11 protein-coding genes are annotated in these 16,177 nt (G+C 38.1%); 1 reads left to right on the top strand and 10 read right to left on the bottom strand.

Translation table 11 applies throughout. The features are described from left to right. Positions 1 to 695 precede the first annotated feature (695 nt). Both MED134_RS02155 and clpB read right to left on the bottom strand, forming a co-directional pair. Positions 696 to 1,139, bottom strand: coding sequence for a hypothetical protein (locus tag MED134_RS02155; RefSeq protein WP_021779011.1), 444 nt, complete (start codon positions 1,137 to 1,139; stop codon positions 696 to 698). Positions 1,140 to 1,372: 233 nt separating this feature from the next. Further along, positions 1,373 to 3,979 (bottom strand): ATP-dependent chaperone ClpB, encoded by a 2,607-nt coding sequence (gene clpB / locus MED134_RS02150; RefSeq protein WP_021779012.1) that lies wholly within the window; start codon positions 3,977 to 3,979, stop codon positions 1,373 to 1,375. Between the two features lie 231 nt (positions 3,980 to 4,210). Between clpB and ytxJ the strand changes: the two genes are divergently transcribed. Further along, positions 4,211 to 4,603 carry a bacillithiol system redox-active protein YtxJ gene (gene ytxJ, locus MED134_RS02145; protein ID WP_021779014.1) on the top strand — a complete coding sequence of 131 codons (393 nt, stop codon included), beginning with the start codon at positions 4,211 to 4,213 and terminating at the stop codon, positions 4,601 to 4,603. Here the strand turns inward: ytxJ and MED134_RS02140 are convergent. The 8 genes from MED134_RS02140 to MED134_RS02105 form a co-directional block, all read right to left on the bottom strand. Then, positions 4,600 to 4,749 (bottom strand): hypothetical protein, encoded by a 150-nt coding sequence (locus tag MED134_RS02140; protein WP_021779015.1) that lies wholly within the window; start codon positions 4,747 to 4,749, stop codon positions 4,600 to 4,602. The two genes, ytxJ and MED134_RS02140, sit on opposite strands and share 4 nt — an antisense overlap. A gap of 334 nt (positions 4,750 to 5,083) precedes the next feature. Further along, positions 5,084 to 5,209 carry a hypothetical protein gene (locus MED134_RS15415; protein WP_262485470.1) on the bottom strand — a complete coding sequence of 42 codons (126 nt, stop codon included), beginning with the start codon at positions 5,207 to 5,209 and terminating at the stop codon, positions 5,084 to 5,086. A gap of 402 nt (positions 5,210 to 5,611) precedes the next feature. Continuing rightward, positions 5,612 to 8,092 (bottom strand): M56 family metallopeptidase, encoded by a 2,481-nt coding sequence (locus MED134_RS02130; protein WP_021779017.1) that lies wholly within the window; start codon positions 8,090 to 8,092, stop codon positions 5,612 to 5,614. Between the two features lie 4 nt (positions 8,093 to 8,096). Beyond that, the gene (locus MED134_RS02125) at positions 8,097 to 8,450 is read right to left on the bottom strand and encodes a BlaI/MecI/CopY family transcriptional regulator (protein WP_021779018.1); all 354 of its coding nucleotides are present in this window, start codon (positions 8,448 to 8,450) and stop codon (positions 8,097 to 8,099) included. 214 nt (positions 8,451 to 8,664) lie between these two features. Further along, on the bottom strand, positions 8,665 to 9,933 hold the full coding sequence (locus MED134_RS02120) for an amidohydrolase (protein WP_021779019.1): 1,269 nt from the start codon (positions 9,931 to 9,933) through the stop codon (positions 8,665 to 8,667). 148 nt (positions 9,934 to 10,081) lie between these two features. Then, entirely contained in the window at positions 10,082 to 11,530 is a 1,449-nt protein-coding gene (locus tag MED134_RS02115; RefSeq protein WP_021779020.1) for a RagB/SusD family nutrient uptake outer membrane protein, read from the bottom strand. Positions 11,531 to 11,549: 19 nt separating this feature from the next. Then, complete coding sequence (locus MED134_RS02110; protein ID WP_021779021.1) at positions 11,550 to 14,540, bottom strand: SusC/RagA family TonB-linked outer membrane protein; 2,991 nt, start codon at positions 14,538 to 14,540, stop codon at positions 11,550 to 11,552. 350 nt (positions 14,541 to 14,890) lie between these two features. Further along, positions 14,891 to 16,171: an amidohydrolase gene (locus MED134_RS02105; protein ID WP_038600802.1), complete on the bottom strand. Its 1,281-nt coding sequence runs from the start codon at positions 16,169 to 16,171 to the stop codon at positions 14,891 to 14,893. Between the last annotated feature and the right edge of the window lie 6 nt (positions 16,172 to 16,177).

Genomic DNA, 16,177 nt, shown 5'->3' with positions numbered 1-16,177 from the left:
GAAAGCTTAAAACCAGGAAGACCCTACGAAGGGAAATATAGATCAAAATTGGTTTAAAAGCTTGTGCTGAGTGTCGTTTAAGTAGACTTGTGTTTTAACTCAGTTCTTTGTTGGATTTTTGGCTTTTTTTATCAAATCGACTGTTTTATGAGCTTGATTTAAAAGAAACTTCCCATAAACGGTAATATTCCAAAAAGAACGATTCCGATTATTGAAATCCAATATTGATAATTTCTTTTTTCTTTCTTTATAGTACTAAAAATGACGAATATAACACTCAACAATAGCAGAATACTACCCAAAATGCCAAAATAGAATAAAGTCAAACCTGTATTATTTTCTACACCAGGAAAGTCAACGTAATTTATTGTCAGATATAAGGTGATAACATTTATAATGAGAATCCAAATAGTAAAACGAAAAGCCCATTTTTTAAAGTTAATTCTATTCATATTTAATTCAGTTTGTTTTCAGTGTGAGTATTTCACTGTTTGTACACAACAAGCCACTACATTAAGCGAGTGCGTTGCGGTACTGCCTGTTTTATTGTTTTTTAATTGATGATTTAAATATAAAAGAATTTGAGAAAGATGACGCTTTCGCGAAAGGGTAATTTGAGGAAGTCTCTGAGGTGTGAATTATTTATTGAAATGAGCTTAAAAGCTTGTGCTGAGAGTCTCTATAGTAAGTTTGATTTATAACTCTGTTCTTTGTTGGTAGAAGGCTTTATTTTCTACAGTTAATTCAATTTTTTCGCAACCGATACGAATTACTTTTCCGTCTTCAAAAAACATCATCAAGTCGTCATTCATTTTTGGTTTTACCTGCGGGAGAAATCCGTCATTTATTTCTCTAGATTCGGCTGGGAAAAAGGTGATTTCTCCAAGTTGTTGGGTATCCTCTTTTGCAGCTTTTGGGTCTCCGTCTTCAAAATATTCATAAGAGACATTTTTAAATTCAAAGTTTAAGTTTTTAAACTTGTCATTTTTCACCCAATCACCTAATGTCTGTTTAAAGACAATTGTTATATTCTTTCCGTTTTTTACAAGCTCGATAAAGTCAAAATTGTTGTGAAGGTCAATGTGCATTCCGTTTAATTGAACTGCATAGTTTTCTTCTATTTCAAAATTTGTCTCCATTCAGTTTTTTCTTAATGACGAACAACTACCCACTTAATAAAGCAAGCGTATCTCCCGATAGCTATCGAAATTGCTATTTCATCAGTATTATTGTTTTTCAATTGATTCCCTAAATATACACTTATTAGTGTATTCGTCACCGCATTAAGTGCCATAAAAACTTACCACTCAGGCCACAAAAAAAGTGGATACCTATCTCTAGATATCCACTTTGTATAATCATCAATTAAACTTTATTCTTCTTCTCCTGTGCGTTCTCCCTCGTTTCTAAAAACGAGTTTGTCGTCAAAGGAGTCTACGAGTATCACACTGTCTGATGCTACTTTACCGCTCAAAATTTCTTTTGATAACTGGTTAAGCACCTCGCGCTGCATTGCTCGTTTTACAGGTCTTGCACCATATTCTGGCTGAAAACCTGCTTCGGCAAGGAAGTCTATGGCTTGCTTTGTTGCGTCTAGCGTGATATTCTGCTGTGAGAGCATCTTTCTAATCCCCTTGAACTGTAGTTTTACAATATCACGTATATCTTTTCGCGTAAGCGGACTAAACATTACAATATCATCTATTCTATTTAAGAACTCTGGACGTATGTTTTGTTTTAATAATCCTAGTACATCCACCTTTGCAGACTCCATTGCAGCATCTACATCTGGAATGGTCTCAAAACGCTCTTTTATGATATGACTACCCATATTTGAAGTCATTATGATAATGGCATTTCTAAAGTCGGCGGTGCGGCCTTTGTTATCTGTGAGTCTACCTTCATCAAGCACTTGTAACAATACGTTAAACGTATCTAGGTGTGCCTTCTCAATCTCATCGAGCAATACCACAGAGTAGGGGCGACGTCGCACGGCCTCCGTAAGCTGGCCACCTTCATCATATCCCACATATCCTGGAGGTGCTCCCACCAGACGGCTTACACTGTGACGCTCTTGATACTCACTCATATCTATGCGCGTCATCGCATTCTCATCATCAAAGAGGTACTCTGCTAGTGCCTTTGCAAGTTCTGTTTTACCTACACCGGTTGTTCCTAAAAATAAGAACGAACCAATTGGCTTTTTCTGATCTTGCAATCCTGCACGACTGCGTCGTACGGCATCACTCACGGCAACAATAGCCTCACGTTGTCCTACTACACGTTTGTGTAACTCGTCTTCTAGCTTGAGTAGCTTCTCACGTTCTCCCTGTAGCATTTTTTGCACTGGGATTCCCGTCCATTTTGCAACCACCTCTGCAATGTCTTCGCTAGTTACTTCTTCCTTAATAAGCGAAGTATCTGCTTGACTTGCAAGATCCTTTTGTAGCTCCTCAAGATGCTCTTGAGCTTCTTTTATTTTACCATAGCGTAGCTCTGCTACCAGGCCATAATTTCCTTCTCGCTCTGCTTTTTCGGCTTCTAGCTTGTAGTTTTCTATGTCTTGTTTTGCATTTTGTACACTCTCTACAATATCCTTTTCAGATTGCCACTGCGCGTTAAGATCGTTGCGCTCCTCTTTAAGGTTAGCTAAATCTGCACGTAGGCTTTTGAGCTTATCTTCATCTTTCTCACGCTTTATCGCTTCAATCTCAATCTCTAGTTGCATCACACGACGGTCTAACACATCGAGCTCTTCTGGCTTGGAGTTGATTTCCATTCGCATTTTTGCGGCAGCTTCATCCATCAAGTCAATCGCCTTGTCTGGTAAAAATCTGCTCGTGATATAGCGCTGTGATAACTTTACAGCAGCAATAATAGCATCATCCTTAATACGCACCTTGTGGTGTGTCTCATACTTGTCTTTGATACCACGTAAGATAGAAATAGCACTCTCTGTATCTGGCTCATCTACGGTTACCTTCTGGAATCTACGCTCCAGGGCCTTATCTGCTTCAAAGTATTTTTGATACTCATCAAGCGTGGTAGCACCTATGGCGCGCAGCTCCCCGCGAGCAAGGGCAGGTTTTAAAATGTTTGCCGCATCCATCGCACCTTGACCACCACCGGCTCCCACCAGGGTGTGAATCTCATCTATAAAGAGTACAATGTCTCCATCACTTTCTGTTACTTCTTTAATAACCGCTTTAAGACGCTCCTCAAACTCTCCTTTAAATTTTGCACCCGCAATAAGCGCTCCCATATCCAGCGCAAATATTTGCTTGTTCTGCAAGTTTTCTGGGATGTCACCATCTACAATTCTATGCGCAAGACCTTCGGCAATGGCTGTTTTACCTGTACCTGGCTCTCCTACGAGTATAGGATTGTTCTTCGTACGGCGTGTTAAAATCTGCAAGATGCGTCGTATCTCTTCATCTCTACCTATTACTGGATCTAACTTGCCTGTGCGTGCTAGTTCGTTAAGGTTTTTTGCATACTTGCTTAGTGAGTTATACGTCTCTTCTGCACTTTGTGAGGTCACACGGTTACCCTTGCGCACTTCTGTAATAGCAGCTTGCAGGTGCTTCTCAGTCACCCCTTGATCCTTTAAGATCTGGGCTACTTTACTTTTTGTTCCAAAAATGGCGAGTATGAGATGCTCGATAGAGACATACTCATCATTCATATTTTTGGCAATAATATTAGCCTGAGTGATTGCTTTATTTGCTTCTCTCCCTAGCATTATATCACCACCAGACACCTTAGGATAACTCTCAAGGGTGCTGTCTAAAATTTGCTGTAATAAAGGCACATTTACATCAAGTTTTTGAAGCAAGAAAGGCGTTACGTGCTCATCTACTTCAAAAATTGCTTTAAAAATATGCTCATTTTCTATTTGCTGGTGGCCTAGCTCTTGAGCAATTTGCTGTGCTCGCTGTATGGCCTCCTGCGATTTTATAGTAAAATTGTTAATATTCATTTCATATGTTTTAAGAGACCATTACTTGCTGTAAAGCGCTTGCTAATGATTTCTGGTTGTACTTTTTTTGAGAGACAATAGTCAAGTATTGTTCCAAGACGGTATTGCGACATAATGTCTTGTAAGGGCTTGAATTAACTGACTTTATGACTTATTTAAGAACTATTTTACGCTTTCGCGAAAGCGTAACACAGACACAACGACTACCTTTGTATAAAAGCATATTGAAGAATGGGAATATTTAATTCGATTTTTGGAGGAGATAAAGAACCTCAAGAGGAAAAAACACCAATGCCGTGGAAGCAACTTACCACACTCGAGCAACTGGATCAAATCGCAAAAGATTCTGAAACGAAGCCACAGGCGATATTTAAGCACTCTACAACTTGCGGTATAAGCCGTATGGCAATACGCCAGCTAGAGGCACAATATGATATAGATCCAAACCAGCTGGATATTTATTACTTAGATCTTAAGGCGTACAGAGAAGTGTCTAATGAGGTGGGATATAAATTTCAGGTAATGCACCAAAGCCCACAGATTATATTGATTAAGAATGGAACCGCTGTGTATTCAGACAGCCACGGAGCGATAAGCGCACAAGCACTTGCCGAAAAGATTTAACCTAACGCTTTTTTTGTAACCCACGTTCTATAGCCTATGATGGCAAGCTGAAACTTTGTAGCTTGTGTAAGGTCAAGACCACGTTTTGAATAGGAGGGAAGTACTGCCTTATTAACTTTGGCAAGAAATTTATAGAGTTTTTGCATACCGTCAAAAGTAGCTAAAAAACAAAGCCGTAACGCAATGCGTTACGGCTTTGTTAGTTGGCTAATTCTGCTACAGGTTATGATAGTTAAATAAAACTATATACGTGTGCTTTTATGTGGTCCTTATACGTCTAGCAGTTGGGATGCTAGATGCGGCAGGAGGCACAGGATATATTATCCTATAAGTATTTCTAAAATGGTAATGATTACTTGTGTCATAAGGAATGGGTTTGGATTGGAAATGATTATTTAAAAAATTGATTGATGAATGAAAATTGATTGATGAATGATTGATTGATGAATGATTGATGAATGTGATTAATGATTACTATTATTACTTACCTAGTTGTAAAAAGGTAGTTACAATGTAAGAGATGCTAAGGCTTACCATAAAGATGGTATATAGACCTAATACTTTGTTTGTTTTTACTTGTTTCTGAGTGTGGACTGGCGTTTTCATAATAGTGAGATTTTGATTAGTAATTGTATCGTTGTTTGTTATTGATGAAGCAAAGAAGTCACCTTGAGCTCGATAAAACAAATAGAAAAGAAGTTTTTAATGAAATTAACAGCAATATTGTAACTAAAAAAATAACAACACTTTATATGTGTAGTGCCTTTATCTACGATTGTGTTAGGAACTGTAACCTGTGCTGATTGATATTGCCGTATCTGTTAGTTTTGTAGAGGGTTTTTGACCTCTTTTGAAAATCTGTAGAGGAAAATGGGCTATAAATATGCTTAAAATGGTGTTTTCATCATTTTTGTCCAGTTTTTTACAAGAGACTCTTGTAAAAAACAGCACATAAAAAAAGTCCACTTTCTGATGGAAAGCGGACTTAAATACTAATTGAGGATATATTTAATAGGTGGTATCTATCTGAATTACTCCGTTCTTTCCTTTTTTACCATAAAGCTTAATGGCTTTCTCACCTTTATATATAGTAACACTCTTAATAAATGTAGGATCTAAGGCATCTATCATTTCTTTAGAAGCCTCTTTATCATTTATGTAATAGATTGCTTTATCAAGCCCACCACGTTTTATCATATCTTCTTCACGAGATAGCGTCTTTGATTCTTCTTTACTTTTATCTTCTGCCGTGGACTCCTTGGCATTTACAAGTTCTTTATAGAGGGCATCACTCTCTTGTATCTGCACTCCCCATCTATTGTAAAATTTTCTTGATCCATCTGGGGTTTCTACATAGTAGTATGTGCCGTTTTCTAAAGTGACATAACCCGCTTTATTATTTTTAGCTGTTTTCTTAAGCTTTTTTCTTTTTGATTTAATACCCTCACGTTGCTCTTTCATTTGCATTTTCATACTATCACGTCTAGCCATTATGTACTGGCGCATAGAATCGCTTTGTGCACGGCCTTGTAGGTTTCTACGTTCATCCATACGAGCACGTAGTTCTTGTTTACGAAGCTCCATACCTGCACGTAGGCTATCTCTATTGCTCATTAGAGCCTTACGACGTTCTTCCATCTGAGCTCTCAAATTGTCATATGAAGCTTTTGAACCTTTATCCATATTTACATTGCCCATACCTGTAAAACCATTTTCATCCTTATAGATGTAAATATCATTAATAGGGTTAGGTGTTTGTAAGGTGTAGTTCTTATTATTACCCTTATCATCTATGAGATTAATTACAATACTTGTAATCTCTTGACTCTTATTTCTTTTAATACCACTCACCTTGAGAGTAGCTTTGTGCTTTTCTCTCATTAGCTTAATGAGCGCATCAATCTCATTATCCGTTGTGTTTTTAGTAATGATATAGTTATAGGTTTCTTGTACTATACGCGATACTACTCGTGTGGTGTCTGCTTTTGGACTGCTGTGTACAATGAGCGCACCGTCTTGTGCAATAGTTCCGTAGGCTTTGATAGCTTGAGCAGGAGGTAAGCTTGTGATACTATCACCTGTGACTCTTTTCTCTTTTTCTTCGCTCAGTACAACGTTATTATTCACAACTATAACGGGATTAGGTCCTAGTGCATCCTTTGTCGTATTATTTTCTTGAGCTGCTGTTTTTTTTCTATTTACAGCAACCTTCTCATCTGTGATGATTGTTTTATCTGGTGTGATGTTTATAAATGTGCCATCTTTTTGCTCCATTACAACAATCTCCTGTTCGGTATTAACCATTAGACTATAGCCTTCCCAAGAGGTATTTTCTTTTGCATTAAAAGAGAATTTATTGGTAAAAGCTTCTTGGTTTTCAAACTTCGCTTGTAGAAAGAAACCAGTAAGCGTGTTTTTTGCATTGAATTTTCTTTTGTTAAACTTAATGGCTACGTTCTCCCAGTGGTTTGATACATAGGCTTCTATTCGATCTAGTTTTGCCGGAGTGGTATTGCTATCTATAAAGAAAACATCTCTACCTTGATTTGCATAGGTGGTGTCTTTTTCCGCTTTCGCGAAAGCGGTATTATCCTCCTCCACATAATTAGTCACTTCTTTTACATTAAAAGAGTACATAAAGAGCGCAAGCACGGGAATGATAAGTGATAACCTCCAAAGATTGTTTTTGTGGGATTGTGGTGTATTGATCATAACGATTCGTTTTTTGATAAATGATTGATAAAATTGATTAGTAAGTGCTGGGGCAAATGAGGGGGATGAGACCTGTACCAGCGTGCGTTGATATTGTTTTGGATTCTTAATTTCTTGTATAGCTTGGTGATCTGCTAGGTATTCTAGATTTTGCTCAAGACTATTTTTATACAACCAGGCAAAGGGGTTACACCATTGTATCACAAGCGTTATTTGAGATAAGAGCATATCTAGAGAGTGCCTTTGCTGTGCGTGCACTTTTTCGTGAGCGATAATCATCTCTAGTTCTTCTGGCGTGTGAAGCGCAGGATTGTAAACAATTTTTGAAAAGAAAGAAAACGGACTTATCGCTTTTGTAACTGCTACAAATGTATAGCGCCCTTTTGTACTGCGACTGCCAGATGCAATGAGCTGTCTTAAGGATATGTATTGCGCACAAAGCCTAAAGAGCATTATACAGATACCTATTATATATATTATGACAAGTACTTGCCACCAGTTTATAGCTTGTTCTACAGGTTGCGGTGCTACAGCGATGGGTGCAGTGTTTACGGAGCTTACATCTAGAGCGGGCATCACAAGTGGTTGCGAGGGTATAATCACCTCGATCTCACGTGTGAATTCTATAAAAGGAAGAGTGATAGCAGCAATGATACCGGCAATAAAGTAATGCCTTTTTGCGGTAAACAAGGTATTTTTATAAAGTACGGTTAGGTAGATTACATAGAAGAGCCCGAGTATGGAGGCGCTTTTTGCAAGGAGGATGAGCGTTTCCATAAGCTTACTTTTTTTCTATGATTGCTAGTATCTCTCTAAGCTCTTCTGCAGAGATCTTTTCTTCTTTGGCAAAAAAGGAAACCATATTTTTATACGAGTTACCAAAATACTTTTGAGTAGTCGTCTCCATAAACTCCTTACGATATGACTCTAAAGACACGGTAGGGAAGTACTGGTGTGTTTTTCCAAAGGCTTGATGCCCTACATATCCTTTATCTGCCAGATTTCTTATAATAGTAGAAACTGTATTGTAATGATTGCCTTCTGGTAATGCGGCTACGACCTCTTTTACAAAGGCGCGCTCCAGCTTCCATAAAGCGTGCATAACCTGTTCTTCTTTATTTGTGAGTTTATCCATAAGAAACAATTTTATAATAGCGCTTTGCAAGCGATTGTATACGAGTGATTTGATTGATGATTCAAACATACAACGAAAAATATAGTTAAACAACTATTTTTATAGTTATATAACGAAATTTATAGTTTATGAGGGGTTTAGGCATAAAAAACCGTAAATAACTTATAGCTATTTACGGTCTAATGTATAACAATGTATGATACTAGAGTAGGGGTTATTGCCCTAGATAGTCTTGTGTCATTTGCACAAATGTTTTTACACCTAGTAGCATCCCGCTTTCATCTATATAAAAATCTGGTGTGTGGTGTGGGAACGCCTCTGTAGTACCCGGAGTTTTACCTCCTAAAAAGAAATAAAGCCCAGGAACTTCTTTTTGAAAGAATGAAAAGTCTTCTGCACCAGTTATTGCTTTTATAACGTGTACGTTTTCTTTACCAGCCGCCTTCTCTAGTGAAGGTACCATCTGGCTCGTAAGGTTTTCATCATTATGTGTAATAGGATACCCTTCAGGTATTGTAATGGTCGCTTCTGTGCGGTAAGCCGCAGCAATAGCCGGTACCATTTCCTTCATACGGTTATTAATATAAGTTTGCATATCATAATCTAGTGTACGTAATGTACCTACAATATGTGTTTCTTCTGGTATAATATTACTACGTACGCCCGCATTAATTTTACCTATAGATAATACTGCAGCCTCGTCTGTGAGAGGGATTTCACGAGATATGATGGTTTGTAAGCCATCTATAATCTTTACGGCAGCCATAATAGGGTCACGACTAGTCCACGGGGTTGAGCCGTGGCTTTGTTTTCCTTTTATATGGATCTCAAAGCTCTGTGAAGCGGCCATAATTCCGCCAGGCTTATAGGCTATGGTATTTACATCTTGCCCAGAACCTATGTGAAGGCCAAAAATGGCATCTACATCTGGGTTTTTAAGCACATTTTCTTTTACCATAAGCTCTGCACCACCTTCTTCGCCCGGAGGTGCACCTTCCTCTGCTGGCTGAAAGATGAATTTTACAGTACCTGCAAAGTCATTATTTTTTGCAAGTATCTCTGCCACGCCCATAAGAATTGCGATGTGTGTATCGTGACCACAGGCGTGCATTACAGGCACGGCCTCACCACGATATTCTCCCATTGCTTCAGATTTAAACGGTAAATCTGCACGTTCTTTTACGGGTAATCCATCTATATCTGCTCGTAGTGCGAGTACTTTTCCTTTACGCTTTCCTTCTAGTATGCCTACAACTCCAGTTTTGGCAACACCGGTTTGTACCTTCATCCCTAAGGATTTGAGGTGTGTGGCTATTTTTTCGGCAGTTTTAAACTCTCTGTTTCCTAGTTCTGGATTTTGATGAAAGTCTCGACGCCACTCTATGACCTTAGATTCTATATCATTAATTTGTTGCTCTAGATTGTTTTGCGCTTTCGCGAAAGCGAATACCAATAAGGCTACTGCTGCGAGTTTTAGTTTCATAAGTATGATTTGCTGTTTTATGTGGTTAATGTACAAATGATTTATGAAATGCTACAGTTTTATAAAATGATAGTTTTTTAAAATGGAGCAAAAAAAAATCCCTAGTGGCTAGCTAGGGATTTAATACATTTAGTGGAATCTAAATGATTTAGTATCCTGGGTTTTGTTCAAGTTGAGATAGCTCAATCTCTCTATTAGGAATAGGGAAGATTGTTTTATCTGCTCCAAATGCGCTCTCCACTTCGTTAGGCATTCCTGCTCTTCTTAAGTCAAGACCGTTTCTTAACAAGTCCATTCTACGTTGCCCTTCAAAGGCAAGTTCTTTACGACGCTCGTTTAAGATATCATCAAGTGTTACAGCAGTAAGTGCTACAAGGCCTGCACGTGCTCTAAGTAGGTTGATATCTGTAAGTGGATCTGCACCTATAGATGAACCGTTTCTTAAGTTAGCTTCGGCTCTTGTAAGGTATGCTTCAGTAATTCTTAGTACTGGTGCGTTATCTGCATTGTTTACTCCGTCAGGAAATTTTGCAGTAAATACACGTGCGTTACCTGGTGCAGATGTACCTATCTGAATAAGATCTGTGTATCTAGCATCTGGTACTGGGTTTCCTTCATCATCAAGAAGTGGGTTTCCATCTTCATCAATTTGGAATTCTTCAAGGTATGCAGCAATTAAGTTATCTGTAAATGGTGCATCACCACGACCTGTTGGAGCTGGGTTAGTAAGACCTGAGAATCCTTCTCCTGAGTCTTGTCCATCTGCAGATGTGTTTACTAATGTAAATAAGTGCTCTGGAGACTGGTCATTGTAAAACTCATAATTCTCCGCTAGTTGGAAAGAACTGTTTATCGCATCGTTAGATAGGGTAGCAGCTTCTTCAAAACGCTCTTGATATAAGTACAGACGTGCAAGTAACTGCTGTGCAGCTGCTTGCGTTGCTCTTGAGTTATCACTGTTTGTAAGTGCAGGAATTGCATCTACAAGGTCAATCTCAATCTGTGTGTGTACTTCATTAAGTGTTGCTCTTTTTGGGAATAATTCCTCATCTGTAGCCGTACTCGGGTTAACTGGGTTAACTACTAATGGCACAGCTAGGTTTGTACCTCCACCTACTTGAAGTGGTTGTGCAAAAAGATCTGCAAGCTTAAAGTATACTAGGGCTCTCATAAATTTTGCTTGCGCAACAATGTTTGCTCTATCTTCTTCAAGAAAAGTCTCATCTGCAATTTCTGGTACAAAAGCAATTACTCTGTTTGCAGCATTAATTACTTCATAACTATCATCATAAATACCCTGTATAGAAGTATTTGTAGATCTTGTGTCATACGTTCTAATGTCGTTAAATGTTGGGAAAGACCCTACAAAATCAACATTATCAGACTGCCATTCTGTAGCTAGGGCAGAAGTACCGTTAAGTACATCATCTTGCTGTGCAAGACTGTAAACCCCTACTAGTGCACCGTTTGCACCTGCTTCACTAGAGAATACTTGCTCAGGAGACTGATCGTCTTCTGGCAGTATGTCTAAATCGTCCTCACAAGAGTAGAACCCTACGCTCAAAAGGAAAATAAGTGTGTATTTAAAAATTTTCATATTGTTATTTGGTTTTATATTATAATTGGATCGTTGCTCCAAAGATGAAAGACTTTGATTGTGGTGGAGTAAAGAAAGTTTCTCCTTGTCCTAAAGCAGCACTTGTATCTGTTACCTCTGGATCAATACCTTCTAAGTCGCTTCCTTTTATAGTAATAAGGTTTGTTGCAGTAGCATATAACCTTATGTTTTTAACGTGTTTAGTCTTATCTAATACAGACTTAGGAATTGTGTATCCTAACGTTACATTCTTAAATCTTAAGAAAGAACCATCTCTTAACTGAGCAGTAGATCTCTGTGCAAACGTGTTAAAAGTTGGGCTATCAAAAGCAGGTACAAAAGCATTGTCACCTGGTTGTTGCCATACATTTAATAAAGCAGCTCTGTTGTTAAACGATCCAGAAGCAGCGTTATCTGTAAAACGTAATCCGTCTACATAGATATCGTTACCAACACTAAAGTTAGTCAAGACGTTTAAGTCAAAGTTTTTGTATTTGAACGTGTTTGTAAGTCCTCCTACAAAGTCTGGGTTTGCATCTCCTGCAATAACTCTATCTGTAGATGGGTTAGGATTTGTAGTTGCATTACCATCTGCGTCTAGCCACTCTGCATCACCAGTTTGTGGGTTTACACCTTTGTAACGTACTAAGTAGAATGTGTTAATAGACTCACCTACGATTGCTCTTTGAGAAGCAGATCCAGCTATAAATTCTCTTCCTTCTGTATCAATAGATGCTCCAGGTAAAGAGATTACTTCATTTGTATTGAAACCTATGTTAAGCGTTGTTGTCCATTTAAAATCACCATCTCTAAAGTTATTAGAAGTAAGGCTAACGTCAAAACCTCTGTTTTCAATCTCACCTACGTTACGAGCAATGGTATTATTTGTACCTGCTGCAGTAGAGATAGGAAGTGGAAGGTTTAAGATAAGGTCATCTGTTCTCTTCTTGTAATAATCAACACTAAAAGAAATTCTGTTGTTAAAAAGATCTCCTGCTAGTCCTATATCAAAAGCTTTAGAACGTTCCCATTTTAAATCTGGGTTTGGTGCAGAAACAGGAGCAAGACCAGCTTGATCATTGTACTGTCCAAAAGTACCACCACTGTAAAGTGCTAGTGACTGGAAGTTACCTATACGGTCGTTACCTGTCGTACCGAAACTTGCTCTAAGTTTAAGGTTATTAATCCAAGAACTATCTTCTAAGAATTTTTCTTCAGAAAGGTTCCAAGCACCACCTAGTGCGAAGAATGTACCGAAACGGTTATCTGCTCCAAAACGTGATGATCCATCACGACGTAAAGAACCTTCAAGAACGTATTTACTATCATAAGCATAGTTTACACGTGCAAAGTAACCTACAAGGCTGTTTGCCGTAGCACTAGATGTAGTAGTAGTCTTTTGTGCAGCAGACTCGATGTTTAAACTAGAATCACTAGCAAAACCTGTACCTGCAACAGCAATAGTTCTAATTGTATTCTCTTCATAAGAGATACCTGCTACTGCTCCTAAATCGTGCTTATCTCCAAATGTAGTATCGTAGTTAAGCGTGTTTGTTAAGATATAACGGTTGTCTTGTGCATAAAAGTTAGATCCTGTTCCTCCTGGTGAGTTAAGCTCAAAAGAACGTTGTTGCTCTTCTACAAGAACTCTATCAATACCAAAACGAGAGTTGAAAGTCAATCCTTCAAATAAAGAAACCTTTGCAGATACGTTACCTGTCGTTCTTGTAACATCTGAATCATTGATATCTAGCGACTCAATTGCAATTGTGTTTGCAATAAATCCAGTGTTTACTAGGTTTCCATTCTCATCTCTAGGTTGTACCCAAGGACGTATTAAATAAGCAGAAGTAAGTGGAGCAAACGTACTGTTTTCTGCACCTACACGGTCAAACTCATTTCTTGTAATCCCTATGTTTGCACCTATTTCTAACCAATCTGTTGCAGTGTGGTTAATGTTTAAACGACCAGCACGTCTTTTTAAATCATTACCAATGATGAATCCTTCTTCATCTTTAAAGTTTGTGCTTATGTAGAAAGAAGTTTTCTCACTACCACCACTTACAGATGCGTCTATATTGTTTGAGATTCCTGTTCTTGTAACACCATCTACCCAGTTAAATCCACCTTGAGGAAGATCTGCAACGTTGTCTATACCAAAGTAGTTTGCATCTACAGCATATTGTCTAAACTCATCAGCATTCATCATATCAAATGTGTCTGTAGACTCACTGATTCCAGTACTAACGTTTAAAGTAACCGTAGTCTGTCCTCCTTTAGAACCAGATTTTGTAGTTACAATTACAACACCGTTAGATCCACGAGAACCGTAGATAGCCGTTGCCGAAGCATCTTTTAATACAGAGATAGACTCTATATCATTTGGGTTGATGTTTGCAAGTGGGTTAAGACCTTGGTTTGCACCTTGGTTAGATGTAAGGTCTGTATCGTTAAGTGGTACACCATCTACAACAAATAGTGGTCTAGATCCAGATGATACTGAAGCGACACCTCTAATCTTGATAGTAGGAGCTGCTCCAAGTACACCAGAAGACTGTACTACTTGTACACCTGCTGCTTGACCTTGTAGTAACTCTTGTGGTGAGTTTGCCGGGATATCTTTAATAGCATCCTGACCAACTACAGATACAGATTGAACATTTTTCTTTTTTGTTTGTGAACCAAAAGCTACAATAACGACCTCATCCAGCGCATTATCTTCTTCTAGCGTCACATTAATAATAGTTTGATTTCCTACAGGAATAGAAACTTCTTTAAAGCCTACATAGCTAAAAGTTAATACATCTGTAGATGATGCTTCTAAAGAGAAGTTTCCATCAAAATCAGTTTGGGTACCCGTAGTGGTACCTTGAATTAAAACACTGGCTCCTGGTAGCGGGCCATTCTGTTCCTTCACCGTACCTGTTATTGTTTTTTGGGCTAAAGTGACTTGCGCCATAAAACCTAAAAGAACCAAAAACAGATACTTTTTGATAATAGTTTTTTTCATGTATGTATGTTTTTAATGATGCGATAAAATTATTCAATTAGGGTAATCGTTAAGAATGTCATATCACAATTAACCTAAGTTTATCATAAATTTAAGAATTCGCATTTTATGTTAAAATTTCTTACAAAATTTCTTTAACATTTATAACTATTTGAAAATCTATTAAGTAGGAATTTTCTTAACATTTTGGTCGTTGAGTTTTAATAAATGTTTAACTAAAAATGGTCTTAAAGTTTACCTTAAGGTAACATTGCTCTTAACATATATTTATGATAATTATATCTTAATTAAAACCAAAAAAGCGCCTCTTCACAAGGAAGAGACGCTCTTTAAATCGTGTTTTGTTTAACTTATTTCGAAAGGTAATCTACCGTAAGCTGACTAAGGGCTTTTACACCTAGCTGAAATCCGCTTTCATCTATATAGAAATCTGGAGTGTGATGCGGGAATGCTTCTTTGTTTCCAGGAGTCATTCCACCTAAAAAGAAATAGAATCCAGGCACTTTTTCTTGAAAGAAAGAGAAATCTTCACCACCAGTAACTGCCTTCTGTAATTGTACATTTTCTGCACCGCTTACTTTTTGAAGTGTTGGTAATGATTGCGCCGTAAGATCCAGGTCATTATAGGTTACCACGGTCATATTTTGCCATTCAATTTCTGCCTCACCACCGTAAGCCTTTGCAATGTCGCGTGCCATCTCATTCATACGTCTTATGATTTTTTCACGCATATCTGGATCAAGCGTACGTACGGTACCTATCATTTCTGCACTTTCTGGTATGATATTAAAACGTAATCCAGAAGTTATCTTACCCACAGTTATTACGGCAGCTTCTTCTGTTAAGTTACTCTCACGAGAGATAATACTTTGAAAACCGTCTATAATTTGAGCAGAGATAAGAATAGGGTCTACCCCAGACCACGGCTGGCTACCGTGTGATTGCTTTCCTTTTACTTTTACAACAAAGCGCTCTGTTGCGGCCATAGTCCCTCCAGGTTTATATCGTATAGTTCCCGCTGGTGTAGCGCTATTAATATGTAACCCAAAAATGGCATCTACCTGAGGATTTTGTAATACACCTTCCTTCACCATAAGTTTTGCACCTCCTTCTTCACCTGGTGGTGGTCCCTCTTCTGCAGGTTGAAAGACAAACTTTACAGAACCTTTTATTTTATCCTTATTCTTAGCCAGTACTTCTGCAACACCCATAAGTATAGCCGTGTGAGTATCGTGACCACAAGCGTGCATTACACCAGTTTCGGCACCTAGGAACGTAGTGGTAACATTAGATTTAAAAGGAAGATCATTACGTTCTGTAACTGGTAATGCATCTATATCTGCTCGCAGTGCAACCACTTTGCCCGGTAAGTCTCCTTTTAAAAGTCCTACAACACCAGTTTTTGCGACACCAGTTTGTACTTCTATGCCTAGTGATTTTAAGTGTTTGGCTATTTTTTCGGCGGTTTTAAACTCTCTGTTTCCTAGTTCAGGGTTTTGATGAAAGTCTCTGCGCCATTCTATTACTTTATCTTTTACTGCAGCGATGTCTTGATCAAAAGAGGTTTGCGCTTTCGCGAAAGCGGAAACTAAAATAGTCCCTACAATACATAAGGTTTTTGTGTATTTCATATAATT

It is taken from the genome of Dokdonia sp. MED134 (assembly GCF_000152925.2).
Lineage (GTDB): Bacteria > Bacteroidota > Bacteroidia > Flavobacteriales > Flavobacteriaceae > Dokdonia.
This window is presented reverse-complemented; position numbering and strand designations above follow the sequence as displayed.